Origin of the sequence: Adhaeribacter aerolatus, assembly GCF_007991635.1 — a bacterium.
GTDB classification, from domain to species: Bacteria; Bacteroidota; Bacteroidia; order Cytophagales; family Hymenobacteraceae; genus Adhaeribacter; species Adhaeribacter aerolatus.
In genome coordinates, this window is sequence record NZ_BJYS01000005.1 from 133,943 (window position 1) to 152,912 (window position 18,970).

Below are 18,970 nucleotides of genomic sequence, written 5' to 3' on the forward strand. Positions count from 1 at the left end.
CGGCCAAGCTTTCAGAGGAGTTCTGGTATTACATTAATGCCTCGCAAACAGGGCGATACAGCATTTTTTAAGGAGTACAGCTATAGCACCTTAAACCAGGTATAACACCAGTCTTATTTCTCCACTGCCAAACCCAAAATGCGGAAGCAAATAAATATAACGAGGGTACCAAGAGCACCCTTGTTATATTTATCTAACCATAATCACTTCATGAAGCGGCTGCTTTTAACACTTATTTATGCTTTTTGCCATGCCGGCCACCGCCTTTACCTTTTACCGTTACCTCACCGGTGAAGGTTCCATCAGCGGCAAAGGCAACACCAACTACACTGGCATCTGATTTTTTCACCACCACCACATAGTTGCCGCTGTCATTCTTCATGGCTTTGGCAATGGTAGCACCGCTGTAATTGCCCGCTACATAATTTGTTATTGTTACCGGCAAATCGGTTACGGCTACCGGTGTTCCATGGTTTTTGGGGTGTGCTTTTTCGCTTACAAAGCTGCCGCTGGCATCAAATACTAAACCCACGTTAGTACCGTCGGCTTTTTTCAGGTGCACTAAGTAACCGCCGGCCTCTATTTTAGCAGCCCGCTCGATGGTAGCATTCGCGTAATTAGTAGTAATGTAAGTCGTAACGGCACTTGGTAAATCGGTAACGGCTACCTGGTTCAGGTTACAACCATTCTTGGTTTTAGTGGGGGTAGAAGTGGTCGTACCGCTGCCATCATCGGCCGTTGCCAGTAAGGCCAGTTCTACCAGGGCGGCATCATCAGTAGGTTCTACTTCATTTTTTTCGCAGCTGTAGAAAGCCATCGATGCACTTAAAAGGATCGCTAAAAAATATCTTTTCTTCATGGTTGTTTTTTGTTTTAAATAAATTTTAAGACTCTAAGATTGAAAACAGGCAGTAAGCTGGCCAGCAGTACTGGTAAAAGTTAATTCATATGGTGTAAGTAAGGTGGTTTAAATATTTAAGTTGTTTTGGTATGGGCTTTAACTAACATTACGCTGCCCCGGAAAGCCGCCGTTGCCTGGCAATAATATTTATTTTTACAGGCTGCGAAATGGTAGGACGGCAGCGTATTATAAGATGTGGGGCTTTTATATTAAAACCTTTTATTATAGGGGAAGGCAGCAGCAAGCGTTTTTCTTTTTTATGGTGGAATAAAAACACCTGCTAACATGTTAATAGCAAGGCACTCAAGCGCAAAATATACCTGGGTTTTGTCCCGGAAATTTTAACCTGATAATAGTGAACATATACCTTAGCCTGTTCCTGCGTGTTTTTTAGAAAAAACAGTAAGACCTTTAACTTGCCCGAAGTACTCGCCGGCTGCCTGAAAGGGAAGCAAAGTGCGCAACGGCAACTTTTTGAGCAATACTACAGCTTTGCCAAAAGTATTTGCCTGCGCTATGCTGCCAATACCGAAGAAGCCGAAGAAATGCTGAACGATGGCTTTTTAAAAGTTTTAGCCAAATTGCCTTACTACGACCCCAGCCAGCCTTTCGAAGCCTGGTTCAGAACGGTTGTAGTCCGGACCAGCATTGATTATTACCGCCGCAATCATTTAAGAATATCGATTATTGATATTCAGGATGCGCCCGAAATTCAGTTTGATGATGAACTTATCCAGAAATTATCGGCCGATGAAATTATGGCCTTGGTACAGAAATTACCCCCGGCTTACCGAACAGCCTTCTCCCTTTATGTAGTAGATGGCTATTCCCATGCCGAAATAGCGGAGATGCTTGGTATTAACGAAGGTACCTCCCGCTCTAATCTGGCTAAGGCCCGTTTAAAATTACAGGAATGGATTAGGCATAATTTGTCCGAAGCTACTCCTATAAAACCAGATGACTATGTCCAGCGAACAGTTTGATAAACATATAAGAAAAAAACTGGAGTCGGTGCGGCCACCCTATCAGGAACAGGCCTGGCAGAACTTCAAAAACTTATTGCCCCAACCCTGGTACGTAACGTTTTTTAAAACTTACCAAGGATGGGTTTATGGTAGCTTAAGCACCCTGGCCGTGCTAACTACCTCTTATTTATATTATCAGCAAAAAGAAGAAAACAAAAACTTGCATGAAACAATAGCTACCCTTCAGTCTCAGGATTTACAAACCCCAGATAATACCGCTGTTTTCCAGGATAGTGTTTTAACGAAGCCTGCCCGTACAGATTCGGTAAAGATAGCACCACCAATACTCACTATCGCCAAAAATACTCCTGAAGTTGCAGTGGAAGACGCTTTGCCCCTGCCCGACCGGAAAATAGCTTTAGCCGAGCAACCTTTATCCCAAACGACAGAAACGGAGCGTATTCAGAAAAGCGAGAAGGCTATAGACACCCCATCCCGCCAACCAGAAGTCTTACCTATTTTAATACAGGAGAAGGAAAGAAATATTACTCAAACCAACGTACCGGGCAATAGGAATACGGCTCTTCCGGGCTTTTCTGACACCGAGAAAACGCCTGTAAATAGTTCAGACACCAGCATTGCAAGCCCCCCCAATAGTTTAAGTAATAGCGTAAAAATACCCGCTCATACGCTAGCCTCTCCCGCTGCGAAAGCAATAATAGCGCAACAGCCGGATTCTGCCGGGGGCACCACCAGTCAAGCAACTAAACAGCAAAAACCGGGGGGCAATCTATTAGCAGCCATGCAGATACGTTTGGGCTTAACTACCGATTTTAACGGGTTAAAAACCTTTGCCGCCGGTCCCGCGCTGGAACTATTCTGGAACGACCGTTTCAGCCTGAACGCAGCCCTTACCGTAGGTTCCCATTCACAGCTAAAACATGCAGGCCCGCCGGATTTTAACCGCGTTACCGGCAAAAGATTTGAAGATGTATACCGGCGGCATATTCCGCGCTACGACCGTATACGGGAAATTGAAGTAACAACTTCTTTAATCAGGCTACCGATTACCCTGAACTACTATTTACCAACCAACAGTAATTTCTCTGTTATGCTTTCTGGAGGCACCAGCCTGAATTTATCGGCTAACCAATTGGTGGCGTTCCGCAGTACTTTCCAGGGAGAGGAGCGCTATAACCGGTTTGAAGCACGGCCTAAAACCAGCGCTTTCAATAGCCTGCGCTACGGGGTAGGCGTGCAATATAAGTATGGCCGCCTGGTTGGGCAGGTAACGCCTTATCTTAAATCTTATTTTCGGCAGCCAGAATATTTCAATCCGGAACACAAGTTTGGTATAAACCTGGGCGTGAAATACGACTTGAGAAAATAATGAGAGGAAACAGGCAAACTTTAACAAGTTAATTAAATAGCCATTATTTGCTGCTTAGCGAGAAACAGAAGCGCTCTGCCGGTTTAAATCCAGGAGCTTTTGATGCAAGGCCAGCACCTGCGGAATAACAGGTTGCTGATCGTCGTTGTAAATAATGTAGTCGGCGCGTTGCTGTCGTTCTTCTTCCGGAAGTTGCTTATCTATAATTGCCTGTACCTCGGCCGGCTGGCGGTGCGCATCGCGCTGTAGCACCCGCGTTATGCGTATTTCCAGGGGAGCGCTTACGGTAATTACTTTCGTTACCTGCTTGTAGGCGTTGCTTTCGTACATCAGGGCGGCCTCTTTTAAAATATAGGGGTAGTTTTGGTGGGCTGCAACCCAATTGGTGAAATCGTCTTTTACCCGGGGGTGCACCAGGCTGTTTAATAAGGCGAGTTTAGCGGGTTGGTTAAATACCAGGCTGGCCAGGTAAGGCCGGTCCAGATCGCCGCCGGGGGTATAAGCTTTTTCGCCGAAAGTCTTTACCAGTTCCTGCCGCAGCCATTGGTCGTGGTGCATCACCCATTTCGCCCGGAAGTCAGAATCGTAGATGGGTACGCCCAGCAGCGCAAAAATCCGGCACACAATGGTTTTACCCGAACCGATACCGCCGGTTATTCCTATTTTCAGCATCTTACAGAGCCGGTAAAGCCGGTAATATTTTAACCCGGTTCGGTTTTAATATGAGTTGATGCACCTGTACTGGTTTCCGGGCAACTTCCACCGCTACCGTCGAATCGACCGGGTTCAGGTTGGCGTAGTTCAGGGTAAGACCAAATTGCTCCGGTGTAATGGCGGCGGCATTACTTTGCCGGTAACCGTACCGGATGCTAACCAACGGCGGCTGCAATTGCAACGGCGCACCTTCAGGGGCATTTAACACCACGGGAACAACCATCTTTTCTTCCCAAATAAGCGGGCTTACGGCAAAGGACACTTCTACTTCGGGCACATTAGCCTTTACCAAATCGCTATTACCAAATTCCACAGGAACAAACCGCTTGAAACTCCGGTCTATATTGGTAATAGGTAATTTAACCTGGAAAGGCGATGGCAATTTGCTCACCATAGAAGCCGGGCCGTCGAAAACAATTGAATCAGGAGTGATGGCAATCGGCGATGCTATTACGGTATTAGCGGCTGTTTTGATGGCCGCAGAATCTACAGCTAAAGGAATTTTACGGCGCAAACGCCTATCGAAGCGAAAATGGATGGTATCGGTCAGAACAAAATTTAACTGGAGGCCATCCAGTACGCCCGAAATACTGGGACGCAAAGCCGAGCCGGTTAAATAGGACTGCCGGGGCAAAGAATAAACCATTATTTCGGCTGGCCGAACATTCAGCATCAGGCTTTTCCGGAGCATTTTCCAGCCTTTACCGGTTACGTTTATATCTACCTCTTCAGGCAGAGGTTTTAACGGAATAAGCTTCTTTTCGTCGTAAACAAACTGGATGGGATACGACGTCCGGATATTAGTATAGGTTTTATTTAGGGCGTTGAGAAACCAGAAGGTAGCGGCTGCCATAAAACACAGCAGCACTACTTTCCAGTATTGCTTATCGTTTGAATAAAATGGTTTTAGCAACCATAATATAAAAAATTTTGCTTTCTCGGCCGGCAAATCAATGGTTATTATTTAGAAGTTATCTCGGGCGCAACTGCAGCCGTTTTTTCCGATGCAATCGCTGATTTCTCAAATGTCAGGCGCAAACCCCGATCTACCTCCAATACCACGGTGGTATCTTCTACGGCTACCACTTTCCCGTGCAAGCCGCCAACCGTAACAACATTGGCTCCTTTGGATAAAGATTCCCGGAATTTTTTCTGCTCCCGGATCTTTTTTTGCTGGGGGCGCACCATAAAAAAATAAAACACCAGCACCATAGCTCCTATAAAAAGTAAAGAGGATATGTTGCTGCCGGCGGCCGGAGCCTGTAATAAAATCTGATGAAGCATTTGGTTTATAAATTAAGAACGGAAAGGCCCATTAGCGCCCGGACTTGGTTTAACATTAACTTTAATATTAACCTGGTTAATTTCGGGTTGGGTGTTAGCTTTTACACTAATTACTTTCAGCACCTGCTGCCCGCCTTTACCGGCACTGTTAAATTCAACTTCTAATTTCCCCTCCGCACCCGGAGCAACCGGCTCTTTTGGCACTTCGGGCACCGTGCAACCGCAGGTTGAGGTAGCACTTTCGATTACCAGCGGCGACTTACCGGTGTTGGTAAAAACAAAGGTATGCCTTACCACTTCACCGTCTTTAATGCTGCCAAAATCGTATTCTGTTTCTTTAAACGTCATTACCGGGGCATCGGCGTTAGCGGTAATTTCCTGCGGATTAGCCGTATTAGGGTTATGAACAGTATTGTGGGCTACCTCCGAAGTAGCATTAGCCGATGCAGTTTGCTCTGTGCCGGCATCAGTACTGGCTTTCTGGTCGCAGCTCGTAGCAAAAAATAATGCGGCTGCGGCAGCTATTATTATATTCTTTTTCATCTTTATAAAAATAATGTTTTAAAATCTATTATTTAGCTAATAATCCCAAAACGGGTAGGATTGCTTAAAATTATTCAGATTTCCGGTAAACTAAAAATATGTTTATGCTTCCACGGCAATTCCGCCGGGCGCGTAAGCCGCTAAATTATCAATCACGTGCTGGGCAAACTCCATGGTGCTGGCTTTCCCGCCCAAATCGCCGGTGCATTGCTCTTTGTTCAGCAAGGTTTTTTCCAGGGCGGCTTCTATTCTAAAGGCCTGGCCATGCTCATCTATGTGGTGCAGCAGCATTAAGGCCGACCGTAAAATAGCCGTAGGGTTAGCAATACCTTTACCGGCAATATCCGGAGCCGAGCCGTGTACCGCCTCAAAAATAGCCATGTCCCTGCCAATATTGGCCCCGGCCACTACACCCAAACCACCTACCAAGCCCGAGCATAAATCTGACAGAATATCGCCGAACAGGTTAGTGGTTACCAGCACATCAAATTGCTCGGGACGGTCTACCAGTTGCATACACATGTTATCGATGATTTTATCTTCGAGCTTAATGTGTGGGAACCGGGCGGCCGACTTAGCAGCGGCATCGAGCAATATTTTGCCGGCGGTTTTTAAAATATTGGCTTTATGAATAATAGTTACTTTTTTGCGGTTGTGCTTGTGGGCATACTCAAAGGCAGCATCACAAATTTTCTGGCAGCCAACGTGCGTAATGCGGGCTACTGAATCCGAGATACCTAAACGCTCGTCGTACATCTCTAAACCGGAATACAGACCCTCGGTATTTTCCCGGAACAGTACCAGGTCTACGTTGCCGTAGCGGGTTTTAATACCTTCGGTAGATTTAGCCGGCCGGATATTCTGGTATAAATCAAACTTCTGGCGCAACTGCACATTTATACTCTTAAACCCTTTGCCTACCGGTGTGGTAATTGGCGCTTTTAAAGCTACCCGGTTCTTATTCAGCGAGTCTATCAGTGAGGCGGGTATTAATTCGTTACCGGCTTCCAGACTGGCTAAACCGGCGTTGTGCACATCCCATACTACCGGCACCTGCGCCGCCTCAAAAACTGCTTTCACAGCTTCTGTAATTTCCGGCCCTATCCCATCACCTGGAATCAGCGTTACGTGTTTCATATTTTATTTTTAGTTGTTGGTTGCTAGTTGTCGGTTATCAGCGTTTATGCTACAAAAATCATAAATTGCTTCTTTTTCTGGTATACTAATTCAATAGAAGCAGCCAGTAACACCCGGCAACCAACAACTGACAACTAATATTTACACTTCTCTTTGTCTGTTAATCTGGTGGATGAGCGAATCTACATCGCCCAGCAATTTCTCGGCCTTATCTTTGGCGTCTTTGATAACGCGCTGACCTTCTGATTTGGCCGTAGAGGGCACATCTTCTTTGCCGTCGCGCAGGCTATCGGTTAAGTCGTTTAACATATCGCGGTAGCGGTAAAGCTGGTAGGTAAGGCGATCACGGGTTTCGCGGCCCTTATCGGGTGCATATAAAACACCAAAAGCGGCCCCGGTGGCTGCGCCGGATATAAAAGCCAACAAAGTATTAAGAATTTTCTTACTCATGCTAGTAGTTATATTATATTAAGGTAATGCAAGCCGGTTGCTTTCCAAACCCGGTTAATCGATTTATGTGAACGGCTTCTGCGCCATTCCTGGCTTATTAACTAATTTAGGAGGTTATTTATTATCTATTAACCCCCTACCCGATTTACGGATAGTCCCGTTTTCGGTTAATTCCTGGGCCAGCTTATCTAATACGCCGTTAATAAACTGCTTGCTTTTGGGCGTACTGTAAAGCTTCGATATTTCTATATACTCATTTATGGTTACTTTTACGGGAATGCTCCGGAAAATATGCATTTCGCAAAGCGCCATCTTCAGAATAATTTTATCGATTAAGGCTATCCGCTCCACATCCCAGTTCTGAATGTGGCTCATAATCAGTTCTTCGTAGCGGGTATCGTCTTCCAGGGTTTTGTGATACAGTTCTTCAAAAAAAGCCCGGTCGTCTTCCCAGTTCGACGAAAGATCCAGCAGCATCAGGTTTTCGTCGCTTTCTTCGTCGAGGAGCTTTATGGTTTTATTTACCAGATTCTTTACAATTACCCGGTTTTCTTCCCAGTTCATATCCCGCTCTTCAAACAAAGATTGTAAGTTTTTATCTTTAAAAATAATGTTTTTAAAAATATGTTTAACGAGCTGGTGGTCCTCTTCGTAGGTATGTGCGCCACCCGAAATATAGGTTAAAAAGGCCTCATCTTTGCGCAATACGGTTTTATACAGCTGCCGGATAACATCTAAATCCGCATCGGCCCACTTAATATTCCGCCGCACAATATAATCCTGGTACGATTTATTCGCCAGTAGTTTTTGCAGTACTTTGTTGCGTAAAAATGGCTCGGCGCTTTTCTCGGTGGTTTCGGTATAGCGTTTGGCCGTGCGCTGCTGCTCTTCCCCAATTAGCCTTACAAAAACATCCATTATCTGCAGGGTATTCAGGTAATGGTCGTAGATTTTCTCTACGGCCTGCAGCATTTGGGTGCCAAAATATTTAAAATCTTTTTTTAGCTGGTTCTGATAAAAAACAATGGCCTGGTTAACGGCCGTTTTTATTTCGGGGTCTGTTTCGTCGTGGTCGAGGCGGCGGGTTCCGTACCACTCTTTAAATGAGATGGCGGCTATTTCTTTCTGGCCCTGCAATTTATTGCGGTCCTGCGGCTCCATCGAATTTAAATCAGGCGCAAAGCGCTCTTCTATGCGGTCGAGGGCCATCAGGTAGTCCGAACCTTCGGCCTGCTGGTAGGCGTAAATGGCTTGCATGGCCTTTATTCGTAATGTTCTGCGGTTAAGCATAAGCGATATGTGTAAGAACGTGTAATACTTTTAAGCGTACAGCAATTGGGGAATAAGGGTCAGCCAGTTTTAGTCTACCTGCCATCCACGCAACCTGCCGTAATTTATTTATCTAAAAACTGTTACTAACCCAAACACCTTGTTTTCGGCGGCGGCTGTTATCTTTGCGAGAATGTTTAAACGCAAGGCCACTAAATTGGGGTGCAAAATTACTGCTTTATTTTGAATAGCCCAATGCCGATTATTTACGTTTAACCGTTTTCTACTAAAACCCGCATTTGTGAAGTCTTTAAGCTATTTAAATAAATATTTATATAAGTACCGGTACCGGTTTTTGCTGGGCGTTTTGTTTGTAGTACTATCTAATATTTTCGCCATTATTCCGGCCCAGATAGTGCGGCACGCTTTCGATTTGGTAAAAGAAGGCATAACCCTGCACAACCTGTACTCCGGCCTAGACAAGCAACAGGATATTTACGATGTATTTGCACGCAACGTAAGCCTCTACGCCGGTATTATTTTGGTAATGGCGCTCCTGAAAGGGGTTTTTACGTTTTACATGCGCCAGACCATTATTGTGATGTCCCGGTTAATAGAGAACGACCTTAAAAACGAGATTTACCACCATTACCAAACCCTGCCGCTGAGCTTTTACCGGAAAAACCGCACCGGCGATTTAATGGCCCGCATTTCGGAAGATGTGAGCCGGGTACGTATGTATTTAGGGCCGGCTATTATGTACGGCATTAACTTAATATCCTTGTTTTTGCTGGTGGTACCGTATATGTTTTCGGTTAATCCGCGCCTGACCCTTTATACCTTGTTGCCACTGCCTATTTTATCGGTGAGTATTTATTACGTTAACAGCATTATCGAGCGCAAGTCCGACGAAATTCAGAAAAGCCTTTCGGGCATTACTACGTTTGTGCAGGAAGCTTTTTCGGGCATCCGGGTTATTAAATCGTTTGTGCGCGAAGACGATTCGCACCAGAACTTTACCTTAGCCAGCAACCACTACAAAGATAAATCGCTGGAGCTAAACTTTGTAAATGCGCTTTTCTTTCCTCTTATTTTATTTCTGATTGGCATGAGCACCATTATTACGGTGTACATTGGCGGCAAAGAAGTAATAAACGGCAGCATTACCGCCGGCAATATTGCCGAGTTTTTGATTTACGTAAACATGCTTACCTGGCCGGTAACCGCCCTCGGCTGGACCACCAGTCTGGTACAACGGGCGGCCGCCTCCCAGGAACGCATTAACGAGTTTTTACACACCAAAACCGACATTGTTTCGCGGGCAAATATTAAAAAGGAACTCACCGGCGATGTAATTTTCCAGGATGTTAATTTTATTTACCCCGATACCAAAATTCACGCGCTGAAGAATCTGAGTTTTAAGATTAAGCATGGCGAGGCTTTGGCAGTAATTGGCAACACCGGTTCGGGCAAAAGCACCATTGCCAACCTGCTTTGCCGCCTTTACGATGCCTCCAGCGGCGCTATCACCATCGACGGCACAGATATTCGCGATTTCGATATACCCACCTTGCGCAGCCAGATTGGTTATGTACCGCAGGATGTGTTTTTGTTTTCTGATACCATCCGGAACAATATTGGCTTTGGCATGGATGAACTCAGCGAAGAAAAAATGGTGCAGGCTGCCAAAGACGCTGACGTATACGAAAATATTATGCGTTTCCCAGAGAAGTTTGAGACGAAATTGGGCGAACGGGGCATTACCCTATCCGGCGGGCAAAAGCAACGGGTTTCTATTGCCCGCGCCTTGGTTAAGGAACCGCGCATTTTAATTCTCGACGATTCGCTCTCGGCGGTAGATACCAAAACCGAAAATGCCATTCTGAATAATCTGCAGCGCATTATGGATAACCGGACCACCATTATTATTTCGCACCGGGTATCATCGGCCAAACTTGCCGATCATATTCTGGTGCTCGACGATGGTGAAGTGGTGCAGCATGGTACCCACGCCGATTTGCTGGCCCAGGAAGGCCTGTACAAAGCCCTCTACGAAAAACAATTACAAACAGAAGATATTGAGTAGCCAGTACCGGCCAGGCAGCAGAATTGAATATTAATAAAGAGATTTTGACAATGGGCTTTTTGGATTATTAAATTTTAATTAGTTTTGTAGCACGCTCGGGATGTAGCGTAGCCCGGTATCGCGCCAGCATGGGGTGCTGGAGGTCGTCGGTTCAAATCCGGCCATCCCGACAGAAAAAAGGCCTTTGAACACTGTTTAGAGGCCTTTTTGCTTTATATAAGCATACTTTTTTGCTTTAGCGGATTATTTTTCCCGTTTGTTCTTCCGGCTGCAAAACCCTGATCCACAAACAGTTGCTTTTCTATACTCTGCAACCCAGACTTATACCACCTAAAATCCTTCTCACTCCTTTTGGGATATTCACCTCTTTTATTTTATTTATAAAAATTTGCAGTACCAAAATAAACCCAACGAAACGCTAAAGTTCGGGCAGGTTTAACCAAAAAGTACTCACAGGCTGAGCCTGCGAAGTTACCAGCAAACAAAAGAATGCGTTTTACTAAACTTAATTCTGCGGTGCAATAGAGGCCCTGTAATGCAAAATAAATCCGGTGGGCAGCAAGCATCTCAATATTTAAGGTTACATTCAGAAAAATATGGTAAAAGACAATAAGCATGGCGTGCAAGCTAGTGTAAAGCCAGAAGAAGAAGACCTGGAACTTCATAACTTTAAACTACTGCCTTACTACGAACAATTAGACTGCCTGCTGGAGAACGGCACTTACCTGGGTACGCGCTATTTTGAAGCCTATAAAATAAATACATACCACTTGCCTGCTTTTTTTGCTGAGGTTTGGTACGATAATAAATCGAATGAAGTAGCAGGTATCAGAGCTTTTACGAGCAGAGAATAGCTAATTGTGGTCGATCGTTGTTAACCGCAACAAGCGCCTACCAGTAGATTTTAACGGCATTCTGCCCTTATACCCTTACGTACCTACCTTAATCAACCGGCACACGCGCTATTTCGGGCAGCCGCTGAATATAGCTCCGAAAATATCCCTCCCCCAATTACCTGCAAGCCTTTATGGCGCGGGCGTAAAAGCGCTTAAATATTTCTTTTTGTTTATAAAGCTGCATTTAAATCTGCCCTTTACCCGAAGATGGGCTTTAAATAAATATTCTGTTATTCCATGGCCTCATTCCTGCTACAGCTAAATCCTTAACGTTTTGCCGGCTTGTTTTTCGCTGCTTTCTACCTGAGCGATTCCACTTTTTGAACTCTGTTTTAAGATTTTCCACTTTGTAGAAGCCTTTTTCCAGAATTTGGAAGTACCGGTTTTAACCCAATATTTTATATATAATTTTTTATATATTAATAGCACTATATTACATATTTTATATAAACTTATAATATATAATGCTTTTGGTATATATATTGCCTTACTCCTGGCAAATGCATTCGTTATGAAAATGGTAGCAGCTCTGGGATATTACATTGTATTTATATTATTGTTGGTTACCATAAGCTTGTGGGAATTGCACGAACTATGGATTAAAAGGAACAAAGCTGACAAGCGTAAAGTCCAGCAAAAAAGACGATTTCTCTGGCAGAAATATAGACAAAAAAGTGCCTCTGTAAATAATTACCCGGTCCCGAATCATAACCAGTATTAGTAAAGTTTTTTCAGCCTTATTTTTAAAACCTTATGAAACCGAACACCATCAAAAACAACCGCGATTACGATGCCATTGCCAAACGCCTAGAAGAATTGGTAGATGCCGAACCCCGGACGCTCGGCGCATTAGAATTAAAAGAGCATATTTATGCTATAATTGCCTACGAACAAAAGCAAGTAAAGAGAGGAGGCACACCAAAATCTCGGAACACAGGCTTGTAACAACCCAATCGGCAAAGCACTAATATCCAAACCGGCTAATGCTTGCTTACAGGTAAACATACTTTTGTAGAAGAGATAAATCATTTTAACATGAATATTAGTTAACGGGCTAGCGTGGCGAACGATTAAGAATGTTTATTGCAATTTAATTGCCTACCTGCTTGCCGGATAATTACCGGCATGGACTTAAAAATTAATTGTTTTACAGTTTAATTGTAAGATGCCTCTAGTACAAACAAACCAGCGCAAGCCGCCGAAACTTAATTTTACAAGACTTATAGCAAGTGCATGGGAATTCCTGTGCCTCTGCGGCTTCTTTAAATTAACAAGTTACTGGCGAAAATACCCCGCAAAGGTAACCAGCGCCTAGGATTCTATGATGCAGTTTATTTTGTTTTATCTAAATGAATAATTAGCGAAGTAGCAATTCTCCGTTTTTAATAATAACAGGACAAAACCAGCAAAGTAAAATTACGCGACCATAGGTTAATTTGAATAAAATGCTGCATTATAAAACATTAATAAAAGCAGTACCCTTAACTTAAAGTAACTTATAATAAAAATTTTCAATAGTGCAATACATTCCTTGAAATAATACCAGTTCAAAATAAACTTGGTGCCGTATAAATTTTCGGTCGGTAACCTACTACTCTAATCGGTTATGTGCGGCTATGTTCAATTGTCAGGCTTTACAAAATCAGGTTTGGCTATTCTTTTACCTTAAAAGTATATTCTCATGAAAAAAGGAATAAGATTACCTTCAGAATTAAGTTACAGCAACCGGTTAAAAAACGACTTAACACCCCGCATTATATATAATAAAGAAGTAAAAGCCAGCGATACTAACCGGTTTTATGCCTATATTATTATCCCGGACTTCGGCCTTTATTCTTTCTCCGAAAATTAATTTTAGCTGCTGCCGGTTCTCCGTTTAACAGTTTATAATTATTTAATCTTTGTGTAGCCTGGTTATTGCCGGGCTTTTCTGTTTATACCCGTACAGCAAATAACCCGAATTTAATTCGACCGGTTAAACTACTTGGCTACCTGCGCACGTATAATAAGGGCAAGGTTATAGCCGGATTAGTTTTTGTAATAGTTAAGAGAATATAATATGGTGATTTCCTGCTTAAAAAATAACTCCGGTATAATTAAACAGTTTTAGAAAAAACAGATGGCGGCAAATTTAGAACAGATAGGAACCCGGCTTCGCTTTTTTATGAAAATTAAAGGCATGGATATTTTTGCCTTGGGCGAATTTACCAACACCTCTGCCATTTTAATTTCGAATATTATTGCCGGCAAGAATTATTGCATGGATGATTTATTGTCGGTACTTAACAATATACCCGAACTAAACCCGCATTGGGTTATTTATGGTGAAGGCAATATTTTTAAATCGGAAACGACACCAGCCGACACCGATACTGCTACCATGCAAAAAAACCGGCTTAAGCACCTGCAGGAAATGCAGCAATTGCTGGAAACGCTGGATGCCATTGAAAAATCAAAGGAAAACAAGTCGCAGATTGATAACCTGAAAGCCCGAATTACCGAGTTGACGCGTAAACTTTAGCCATATAACTGACCATAAATGCTTACGTCAGGTGGCCCACTCATATCAACTTGCCTGAACCAGTATTATAAACCTGCCTTATAAAACCAAAAGCCGGTCCGTTTAATCTAAGTTAAACGGGCCGGCTTTGTTTTATAATAAATCAGCCAGGCGGGCAAAATCCTTGGGCGGCCTCTTTATTACGGGCTCTTCAGGAGAGAGAGCCATTTTAGTTGATTAAATCTTTTATTCTAACCACATAAAATTTAAATGGCTAAAAAGGTGTTTTTTAAGATTCCTGTTAGTGTAAGTGTAATAAATAAGCTAAATTTTTAATTAAGAAACCTGGTACTGTACTGACCCGCTACTGGATGAAGAATTTTTTGACTTAGATCCAGTGTAACCTCCCTGACTGGCAGGCACTTTTACTTCTTCTTTTCTCTGCTTCTTTTCTGCTACAATATAGCTTAAGAAATTACCTTTTGTTTTCATACGCGTTTAAAGTTTATGTGTGTTAGATACAATTTATTTAGTTCGGCTTTAATTATTTTATTAATTTTTATAAATATTACGAAATAAAGTTACAAGCTTTTGTGCATAATGTCAACTACATATTTGGGTAGGTTAAATTAAATTTTTTCTAATTTATTTTCTATAAAATTTCGATAGGTTTAAAGCCCTATTTCACCGGTAATTACCTTACTTATCACCTGCGATTTACTGTGCACGTTTAATTTCTTGTAAATATTGCGTAAATGATACCGCACCGTATCTAAGGCTACATCCAGGTTAAAAGCGATCAGTTTATAACTCATTCCTTCTACCAGGCACTGTACAATTTCCTTTTCACGTTCTGTCAGCACATCTTCCAGGTCTTCCTGCGACCGGAAATAATCCAACATCTTCCGCACCATTACCGGCATAATGTAAGCCCCTCCCTGGCAAATACCCAGAATAGCTTCCTTTAATTCTTCCGGAGAAGTATGCCGGGGCAAATACCCAACTACGCCGGCCCGCAACAAGGTGATAACTTTCTTTGTTTCAACGCTATCGGCCAAAACCAATATCTCCGTTGCCGGCTGGGTTTCTTTAATCTTTCTTAACTGTGCCGGCGAAAGCTTACTTAAATTCTTGTCACTCACGCTAATAATTATTACCTGCACGGTACTGTTATTAGCTATCAGATTTAATACTTCTGTTACCGAAGCGCCCACGCAAGCGCATTTTAATTCTCGCTGCGCATCAATAAAATTTTTATAGGCCAGTTTATGCTGGTCATCTTCATCAATAATAGCAACCTTAACCATTCGTCAACTGCTTATGTATCTATCCGGAAACCGATTGGTTGCTCTCAGCCAACTCTTCTTTTCTTATTTTGATATAATTTATTATAATTATTATAAAAACAAGGCTATCCCTGCTTCTGTTTCGGCCGGGATATAATATTTAGTTCAAATTTACTTTTAAAAAAAATATTAGAAAATACCCAATTTTGGGTATTTAATAGGAAGATAATACTTAATAATATGTTTTAAGGAAGTACTTCTAGGGGATAATTTCGGCCTGAACAATGGCCGTACGATCGGTGGGAAATATTTCGAGGTAAGTTTGTTTTGTTTTTAGCTTCTCCATTTTCAGATAATCAAAAAGGGCTGGATAGAGTTTCTTCGGCGATAGCATATAATGGGCATTAACCGAAGCCTGTACTACTTTGCCTCCAGCCACTTTCTGCAACTTATACCCGGCCGGTAATTGGGCAGTACTATCTTCTATCATAATGCCAATGAATGCTTTCAGGCTGTCGGATTGCTTTTCGGGGTTGTTGTAGTAAATATTAGCCAATACTCCCGGCACTTCTTTTTTCTCTAAAACTTCGGCTGCTTGCCGGAAAAGCTGGCCCAGTTGTTCTCCTTCTACGGGGCCGGCATAATAATTACCCGCCAGGTACCGGGTTTTAACATTAGTAACTTTTATTTCGGGTGTGCTAAAACCACCTAAGTAAGCATAAACAGAAAAACCGAAACCCAGCACTATTAATGCTATTAATAAAAATTTTTTATTCACGTTTTAAAATATTGGTTGTAAGCTTTTAATTAATTTCAAGTTAAGGCCCGCCTAATCTTACGGTATTAACTCAGCACATCTTTGTATTGCATTTGGTATAATTGCGCATAATAACCCTGCTGCTGTAGCAATTCTTCGTGGTTACCAACTTCTTTTATCTCGCCTTTGTCCAGCACAATAATTTTGTCGGCCTTTTGGATGGTTGATAACCGGTGCGCAATAACGATAGAAGTGCGGCCCTGCATTAATTGGTCGATGGCGTAGCGAATCAGTTCTTCCGTTTCAGAATCGACAGATGAAGTAGCTTCGTCGAGAATAATAATACGAGGATTGTACACCATGGCCCGGACAAACGAAATTAATTGCCGCTGCCCCACCGATAAAGTAGCGCCCCGTTCCATTACTTTGTAATCCAAACCTTCGGGCAGGCGTTCTATAAATTTACGGGCACCTACCATTTCGGCGGCTTCCCAAATCTGCTCGCGCGTAATATGGGGGTTACCCAAACTAATATTATCGGCAATAGAACCCGAAAACAAAAATACATCTTGCAACACTACGCCAATGTGGCGCCGCAGTACATCCAGATCGTACTCTTTCAGATCTACGCCATCAACGTTAATTGTGCCTTTGTTAATTTCGTAAAACCGGCTTAATAAATTAATGATAGAGGTTTTGCCCGCACCCGTGGCGCCCACAAAAGCTACGGTTTGCCCGGCATTTACCTCAAAAGAAATATCGCGCAGCACGTACTCCTCGTTGTTATAGGCAAACCAGACATTTTTAAACGATACATCGCCCCGGATAGTAGCCGGTGCATAGGTGCCCGTATCGGAAATTAATTCTTTAGAATCGAGCAGGCGCACAATGCGTTCGGTACTTACCACGCCTAGTTGCAGCGTGTTAAACCGGTCGGCAATTTGCCGGATGGGCCGGAAAAACATGGCGATGTACATAATAAAGGCAATGAGCGTACCCAGCGTTACCTCTTCGTTAATAACACCCCGCGCACCGTACCAAACCAGCAAGCCGGTACCGGTGGCGCCAATTACTTCGGCCACCGGAAAATATATAGAATAATACATTACCGACCGGATCTGGGCGCGTGTATGTTCCTGGTTAATTTTCTGGAATTTCTTTTCTTCGCGGGCTTCGTTGTTAAATATTTGCACAATGTTCATACCGGTAATATGTTCCTGCACAAACGCATTTAAATTGGCTACCGCCGTGCGCACTTCCTGAAAAGAAACTTTTACTTTTTCTTTGAAAATATAGGTACTGATAAACAAAAAAGGGAAAGTAGCCAGACTTACCAGGGTCAGTTTCCAATCGATATAAAGCATGTAGCCCAGAATAAATACGAGCTGTAAAATATCGCCCGACATTGCGGCCAAACCTTCGGAAAAAACATCCGATAACTGCTCTACATCCGATACGTTACGGGTAACCAGCGTGCCAATAGGTGTGCGATCGTAGAATTTAAGCCGGAGTTTTAAGATGTGCCGGTACAGCAGCACCCGGATATCGCGCACAATATGCTGACCCAGCCAGCCGGCAAAATAGGTATGTAAATATTCAACTCCCGTATGTACCACCAGCAACATGCCCAACCCGATAAACATCTTAGTCAGGCCTTCTAAATCGCCTACCATAATGTGGTTATCTACGGTGTACTGCACCAGAAAGGGACGCAGCGCCGCCAGAATAGCCGATGCAACGGTAAGAAATATAATAAAATAGAATACGCGCTTATAAGGTTTAACAAAAGCATACAGGCGCTTCAGGGTTGTTAAATCGAAGGCGCTGCCTGCCTGTTTACCTGTTTTCTGTTCCAATAGTAATTTCCTTTTTTTAACCGGCCGGAAGGCTACCGGCTAAACGTTGCTGCTGAATAATTATAACGGCAAAAATACTACTTTTATTCGTAGCCCACAGCCTAAGGTGTAACTGCTAAAGCAAGGCAGAGGTTTTATCTTGCATAAATTTTTCTTTTTGTTCCGAAAAAAAGTCTTTCGGGTAGGTAACCTGGGTTAAAAATAAGCCGGCTGCCGGTGCGGCACCGCTGGCCCGGCGCCGGTCTTGGGCGGTTAATATATTTATAAAATCTGTCGGTGATATTTTCCCGGTGCCTACATCTAATAAAGTACCTACTATCAGGCGCACCATCCCCCGCAAAAACCGGTTGGCCCGGATGGTAAAGCGTAAGCCATTCTCCGTTTCTTCCCAGTAGGCAGCATGCATCTGGCAGCGGTAATGCAACGTATCGCCTTTAACTTTCGAGAAAGTAGTAAAATCCTCAAAATTTAATAATTGAGCAGCCGCTTCGTTTAGCAGCTTTATATTAACTGGGCGGTTGAGGTAATGAGCGTATCGTTGCAGAAACGGATTTTTAAGCTGGGTAATACGATACTCGTAGGTGCGGGCTACCGCATCAAAACGGGCATGCGCTTCCGGGCCCACCGGGTAAAGTTTTATAGCGCTAATATCGGCGGGTAATAAGCGGTTGAGCCGGTAATACAAGCTATCCACCTCGGGTAAAGCCTGGGCCAGTTCGAAATGTACAAATTGCTGAGCCGCGTGTACGCCGGTATCCGTCCGGCCGCTGCCTACCGTTTCGATGGTTTGCTGCAAAATAGTAGCAAGGCATTTATCTAATATTTCCTGCACCGTTCGGGCATTGGGCTGGGTTTGCCAGCCATGGTAATCGGTGCCGTCGTAGGCCAACTCTAAAAAATATCGCATTTATTTAAGGTGCTGTTTTTTTAATGTGC

20 protein-coding genes and 1 tRNA gene are annotated in these 18,970 nt (G+C 43.4%); 8 read left to right on the forward strand and 13 right to left on the reverse strand.

Annotated features, from left to right (window positions below; all coding sequences use genetic code 11):
• Positions 1-232: 232 nt before the first annotated feature.
• Entirely contained in the window at positions 233-859 is a 627-nt protein-coding gene (locus AAE02nite_RS05315; RefSeq protein ID WP_146895655.1) for a PepSY-like domain-containing protein, read from the reverse strand.
• 425 nt (positions 860-1,284) lie between these two features.
• Between AAE02nite_RS05315 and AAE02nite_RS05320 the strand changes: the two genes are divergently transcribed.
• Positions 1,285-1,884 carry an RNA polymerase sigma factor gene (locus tag AAE02nite_RS05320; RefSeq protein ID WP_146895657.1) on the forward strand — a complete coding sequence of 200 codons (600 nt, stop codon included), beginning with the start codon at positions 1,285-1,287 and terminating at the stop codon, positions 1,882-1,884.
• Positions 1,865-3,256 carry a hypothetical protein gene (locus AAE02nite_RS05325; RefSeq protein WP_146895659.1) on the forward strand — a complete coding sequence of 464 codons (1,392 nt, stop codon included), beginning with the start codon at positions 1,865-1,867 and terminating at the stop codon, positions 3,254-3,256. Before AAE02nite_RS05320 ends, AAE02nite_RS05325 begins: the two co-directional genes overlap by 20 nt.
• A 54-nt stretch (positions 3,257-3,310) precedes the next feature.
• Here AAE02nite_RS05325 and coaE read toward each other — a convergent pair whose 3' ends face one another.
• The 7 genes from coaE to nusB all read right to left on the reverse strand — a co-directional run bounded on the left by coaE (position 3,311) and on the right by nusB (position 8,674).
• Positions 3,311-3,928 carry a dephospho-CoA kinase gene (coaE, locus tag AAE02nite_RS05330; RefSeq protein ID WP_146895662.1) on the reverse strand — a complete coding sequence of 206 codons (618 nt, stop codon included), beginning with the start codon at positions 3,926-3,928 and terminating at the stop codon, positions 3,311-3,313.
• Between the two features lies 1 nt (position 3,929).
• Positions 3,930-4,883, reverse strand: a complete 954-nt coding sequence (locus tag AAE02nite_RS05335; protein WP_146895664.1) for a YbbR-like domain-containing protein — start codon at positions 4,881-4,883, stop codon at positions 3,930-3,932.
• A 47-nt stretch (positions 4,884-4,930) separates the two neighbouring features.
• Positions 4,931-5,254, reverse strand: coding sequence for a preprotein translocase subunit YajC (yajC, locus tag AAE02nite_RS05340; RefSeq protein ID WP_146895666.1), 324 nt, complete (start codon positions 5,252-5,254; stop codon positions 4,931-4,933).
• Between the two features lie 12 nt (positions 5,255-5,266).
• Positions 5,267-5,797 (reverse strand): DUF1573 domain-containing protein, encoded by a 531-nt coding sequence (locus AAE02nite_RS05345; protein ID WP_146895668.1) that lies wholly within the window; start codon positions 5,795-5,797, stop codon positions 5,267-5,269.
• 102 nt (positions 5,798-5,899) lie between these two features.
• A complete protein-coding gene (locus AAE02nite_RS05350; RefSeq protein ID WP_146895670.1) occupies positions 5,900-6,934 on the reverse strand; it encodes an isocitrate/isopropylmalate dehydrogenase family protein in 1,035 nt (344 codons plus the stop codon).
• Positions 6,935-7,075: 141 nt separating this feature from the next.
• A complete protein-coding gene (locus tag AAE02nite_RS05355; protein WP_146895672.1) occupies positions 7,076-7,384 on the reverse strand; it encodes a YtxH domain-containing protein in 309 nt (102 codons plus the stop codon).
• Between the two features lie 114 nt (positions 7,385-7,498).
• Positions 7,499-8,674 carry a transcription antitermination factor NusB gene (gene nusB, locus AAE02nite_RS05360; protein ID WP_146895674.1) on the reverse strand — a complete coding sequence of 392 codons (1,176 nt, stop codon included), beginning with the start codon at positions 8,672-8,674 and terminating at the stop codon, positions 7,499-7,501.
• Between the two features lie 280 nt (positions 8,675-8,954).
• Here nusB and AAE02nite_RS05365 point away from each other — a divergent pair, with 280 nt between their 5' ends.
• From AAE02nite_RS05365 to AAE02nite_RS05385, 6 genes are all read left to right on the forward strand, one after another.
• Positions 8,955-10,739, forward strand: a complete 1,785-nt coding sequence (locus tag AAE02nite_RS05365; RefSeq protein ID WP_146895677.1) for an ABC transporter ATP-binding protein — start codon at positions 8,955-8,957, stop codon at positions 10,737-10,739.
• Between the two features lie 96 nt (positions 10,740-10,835).
• A tRNA-Pro gene (locus AAE02nite_RS05370) sits at positions 10,836-10,909 on the forward strand.
• A gap of 426 nt (positions 10,910-11,335) precedes the next feature.
• Positions 11,336-11,593: a hypothetical protein gene (locus AAE02nite_RS05375; RefSeq protein WP_146895679.1), complete on the forward strand. Its 258-nt coding sequence runs from the start codon at positions 11,336-11,338 to the stop codon at positions 11,591-11,593.
• 795 nt (positions 11,594-12,388) lie between these two features.
• Positions 12,389-12,580 carry a hypothetical protein gene (locus AAE02nite_RS05380; RefSeq protein ID WP_146895681.1) on the forward strand — a complete coding sequence of 64 codons (192 nt, stop codon included), beginning with the start codon at positions 12,389-12,391 and terminating at the stop codon, positions 12,578-12,580.
• A 736-nt stretch (positions 12,581-13,316) separates the two neighbouring features.
• Entirely contained in the window at positions 13,317-13,487 is a 171-nt protein-coding gene (locus tag AAE02nite_RS26205; protein WP_170252520.1) for a hypothetical protein, read from the forward strand.
• Positions 13,488-13,754: 267 nt separating this feature from the next.
• Positions 13,755-14,156 carry a hypothetical protein gene (locus tag AAE02nite_RS05385; protein ID WP_146895683.1) on the forward strand — a complete coding sequence of 134 codons (402 nt, stop codon included), beginning with the start codon at positions 13,755-13,757 and terminating at the stop codon, positions 14,154-14,156.
• A 315-nt stretch (positions 14,157-14,471) separates the two neighbouring features.
• Here AAE02nite_RS05385 and AAE02nite_RS26210 read toward each other — a convergent pair whose 3' ends face one another.
• The 5 genes from AAE02nite_RS26210 to truA form a co-directional block, all read right to left on the reverse strand.
• Positions 14,472-14,627 (reverse strand): hypothetical protein, encoded by a 156-nt coding sequence (locus tag AAE02nite_RS26210; RefSeq protein WP_170252521.1) that lies wholly within the window; start codon positions 14,625-14,627, stop codon positions 14,472-14,474.
• 179 nt (positions 14,628-14,806) lie between these two features.
• On the reverse strand, positions 14,807-15,442 hold the full coding sequence (locus AAE02nite_RS05390; RefSeq protein ID WP_146895685.1) for a response regulator transcription factor: 636 nt from the start codon (positions 15,440-15,442) through the stop codon (positions 14,807-14,809).
• 238 nt (positions 15,443-15,680) lie between these two features.
• On the reverse strand, positions 15,681-16,199 hold the full coding sequence (locus tag AAE02nite_RS05395) for a GyrI-like domain-containing protein (protein WP_146895687.1): 519 nt from the start codon (positions 16,197-16,199) through the stop codon (positions 15,681-15,683).
• Between the two features lie 65 nt (positions 16,200-16,264).
• A complete protein-coding gene (locus AAE02nite_RS05400) occupies positions 16,265-18,034 on the reverse strand; it encodes an ABC transporter ATP-binding protein (protein WP_146895689.1) in 1,770 nt (589 codons plus the stop codon).
• 115 nt (positions 18,035-18,149) lie between these two features.
• Complete coding sequence (gene truA / locus AAE02nite_RS05405) at positions 18,150-18,941, reverse strand: tRNA pseudouridine(38-40) synthase TruA (protein WP_146895691.1); 792 nt, start codon at positions 18,939-18,941, stop codon at positions 18,150-18,152.
• Between the last annotated feature and the right edge of the window lie 29 nt (positions 18,942-18,970).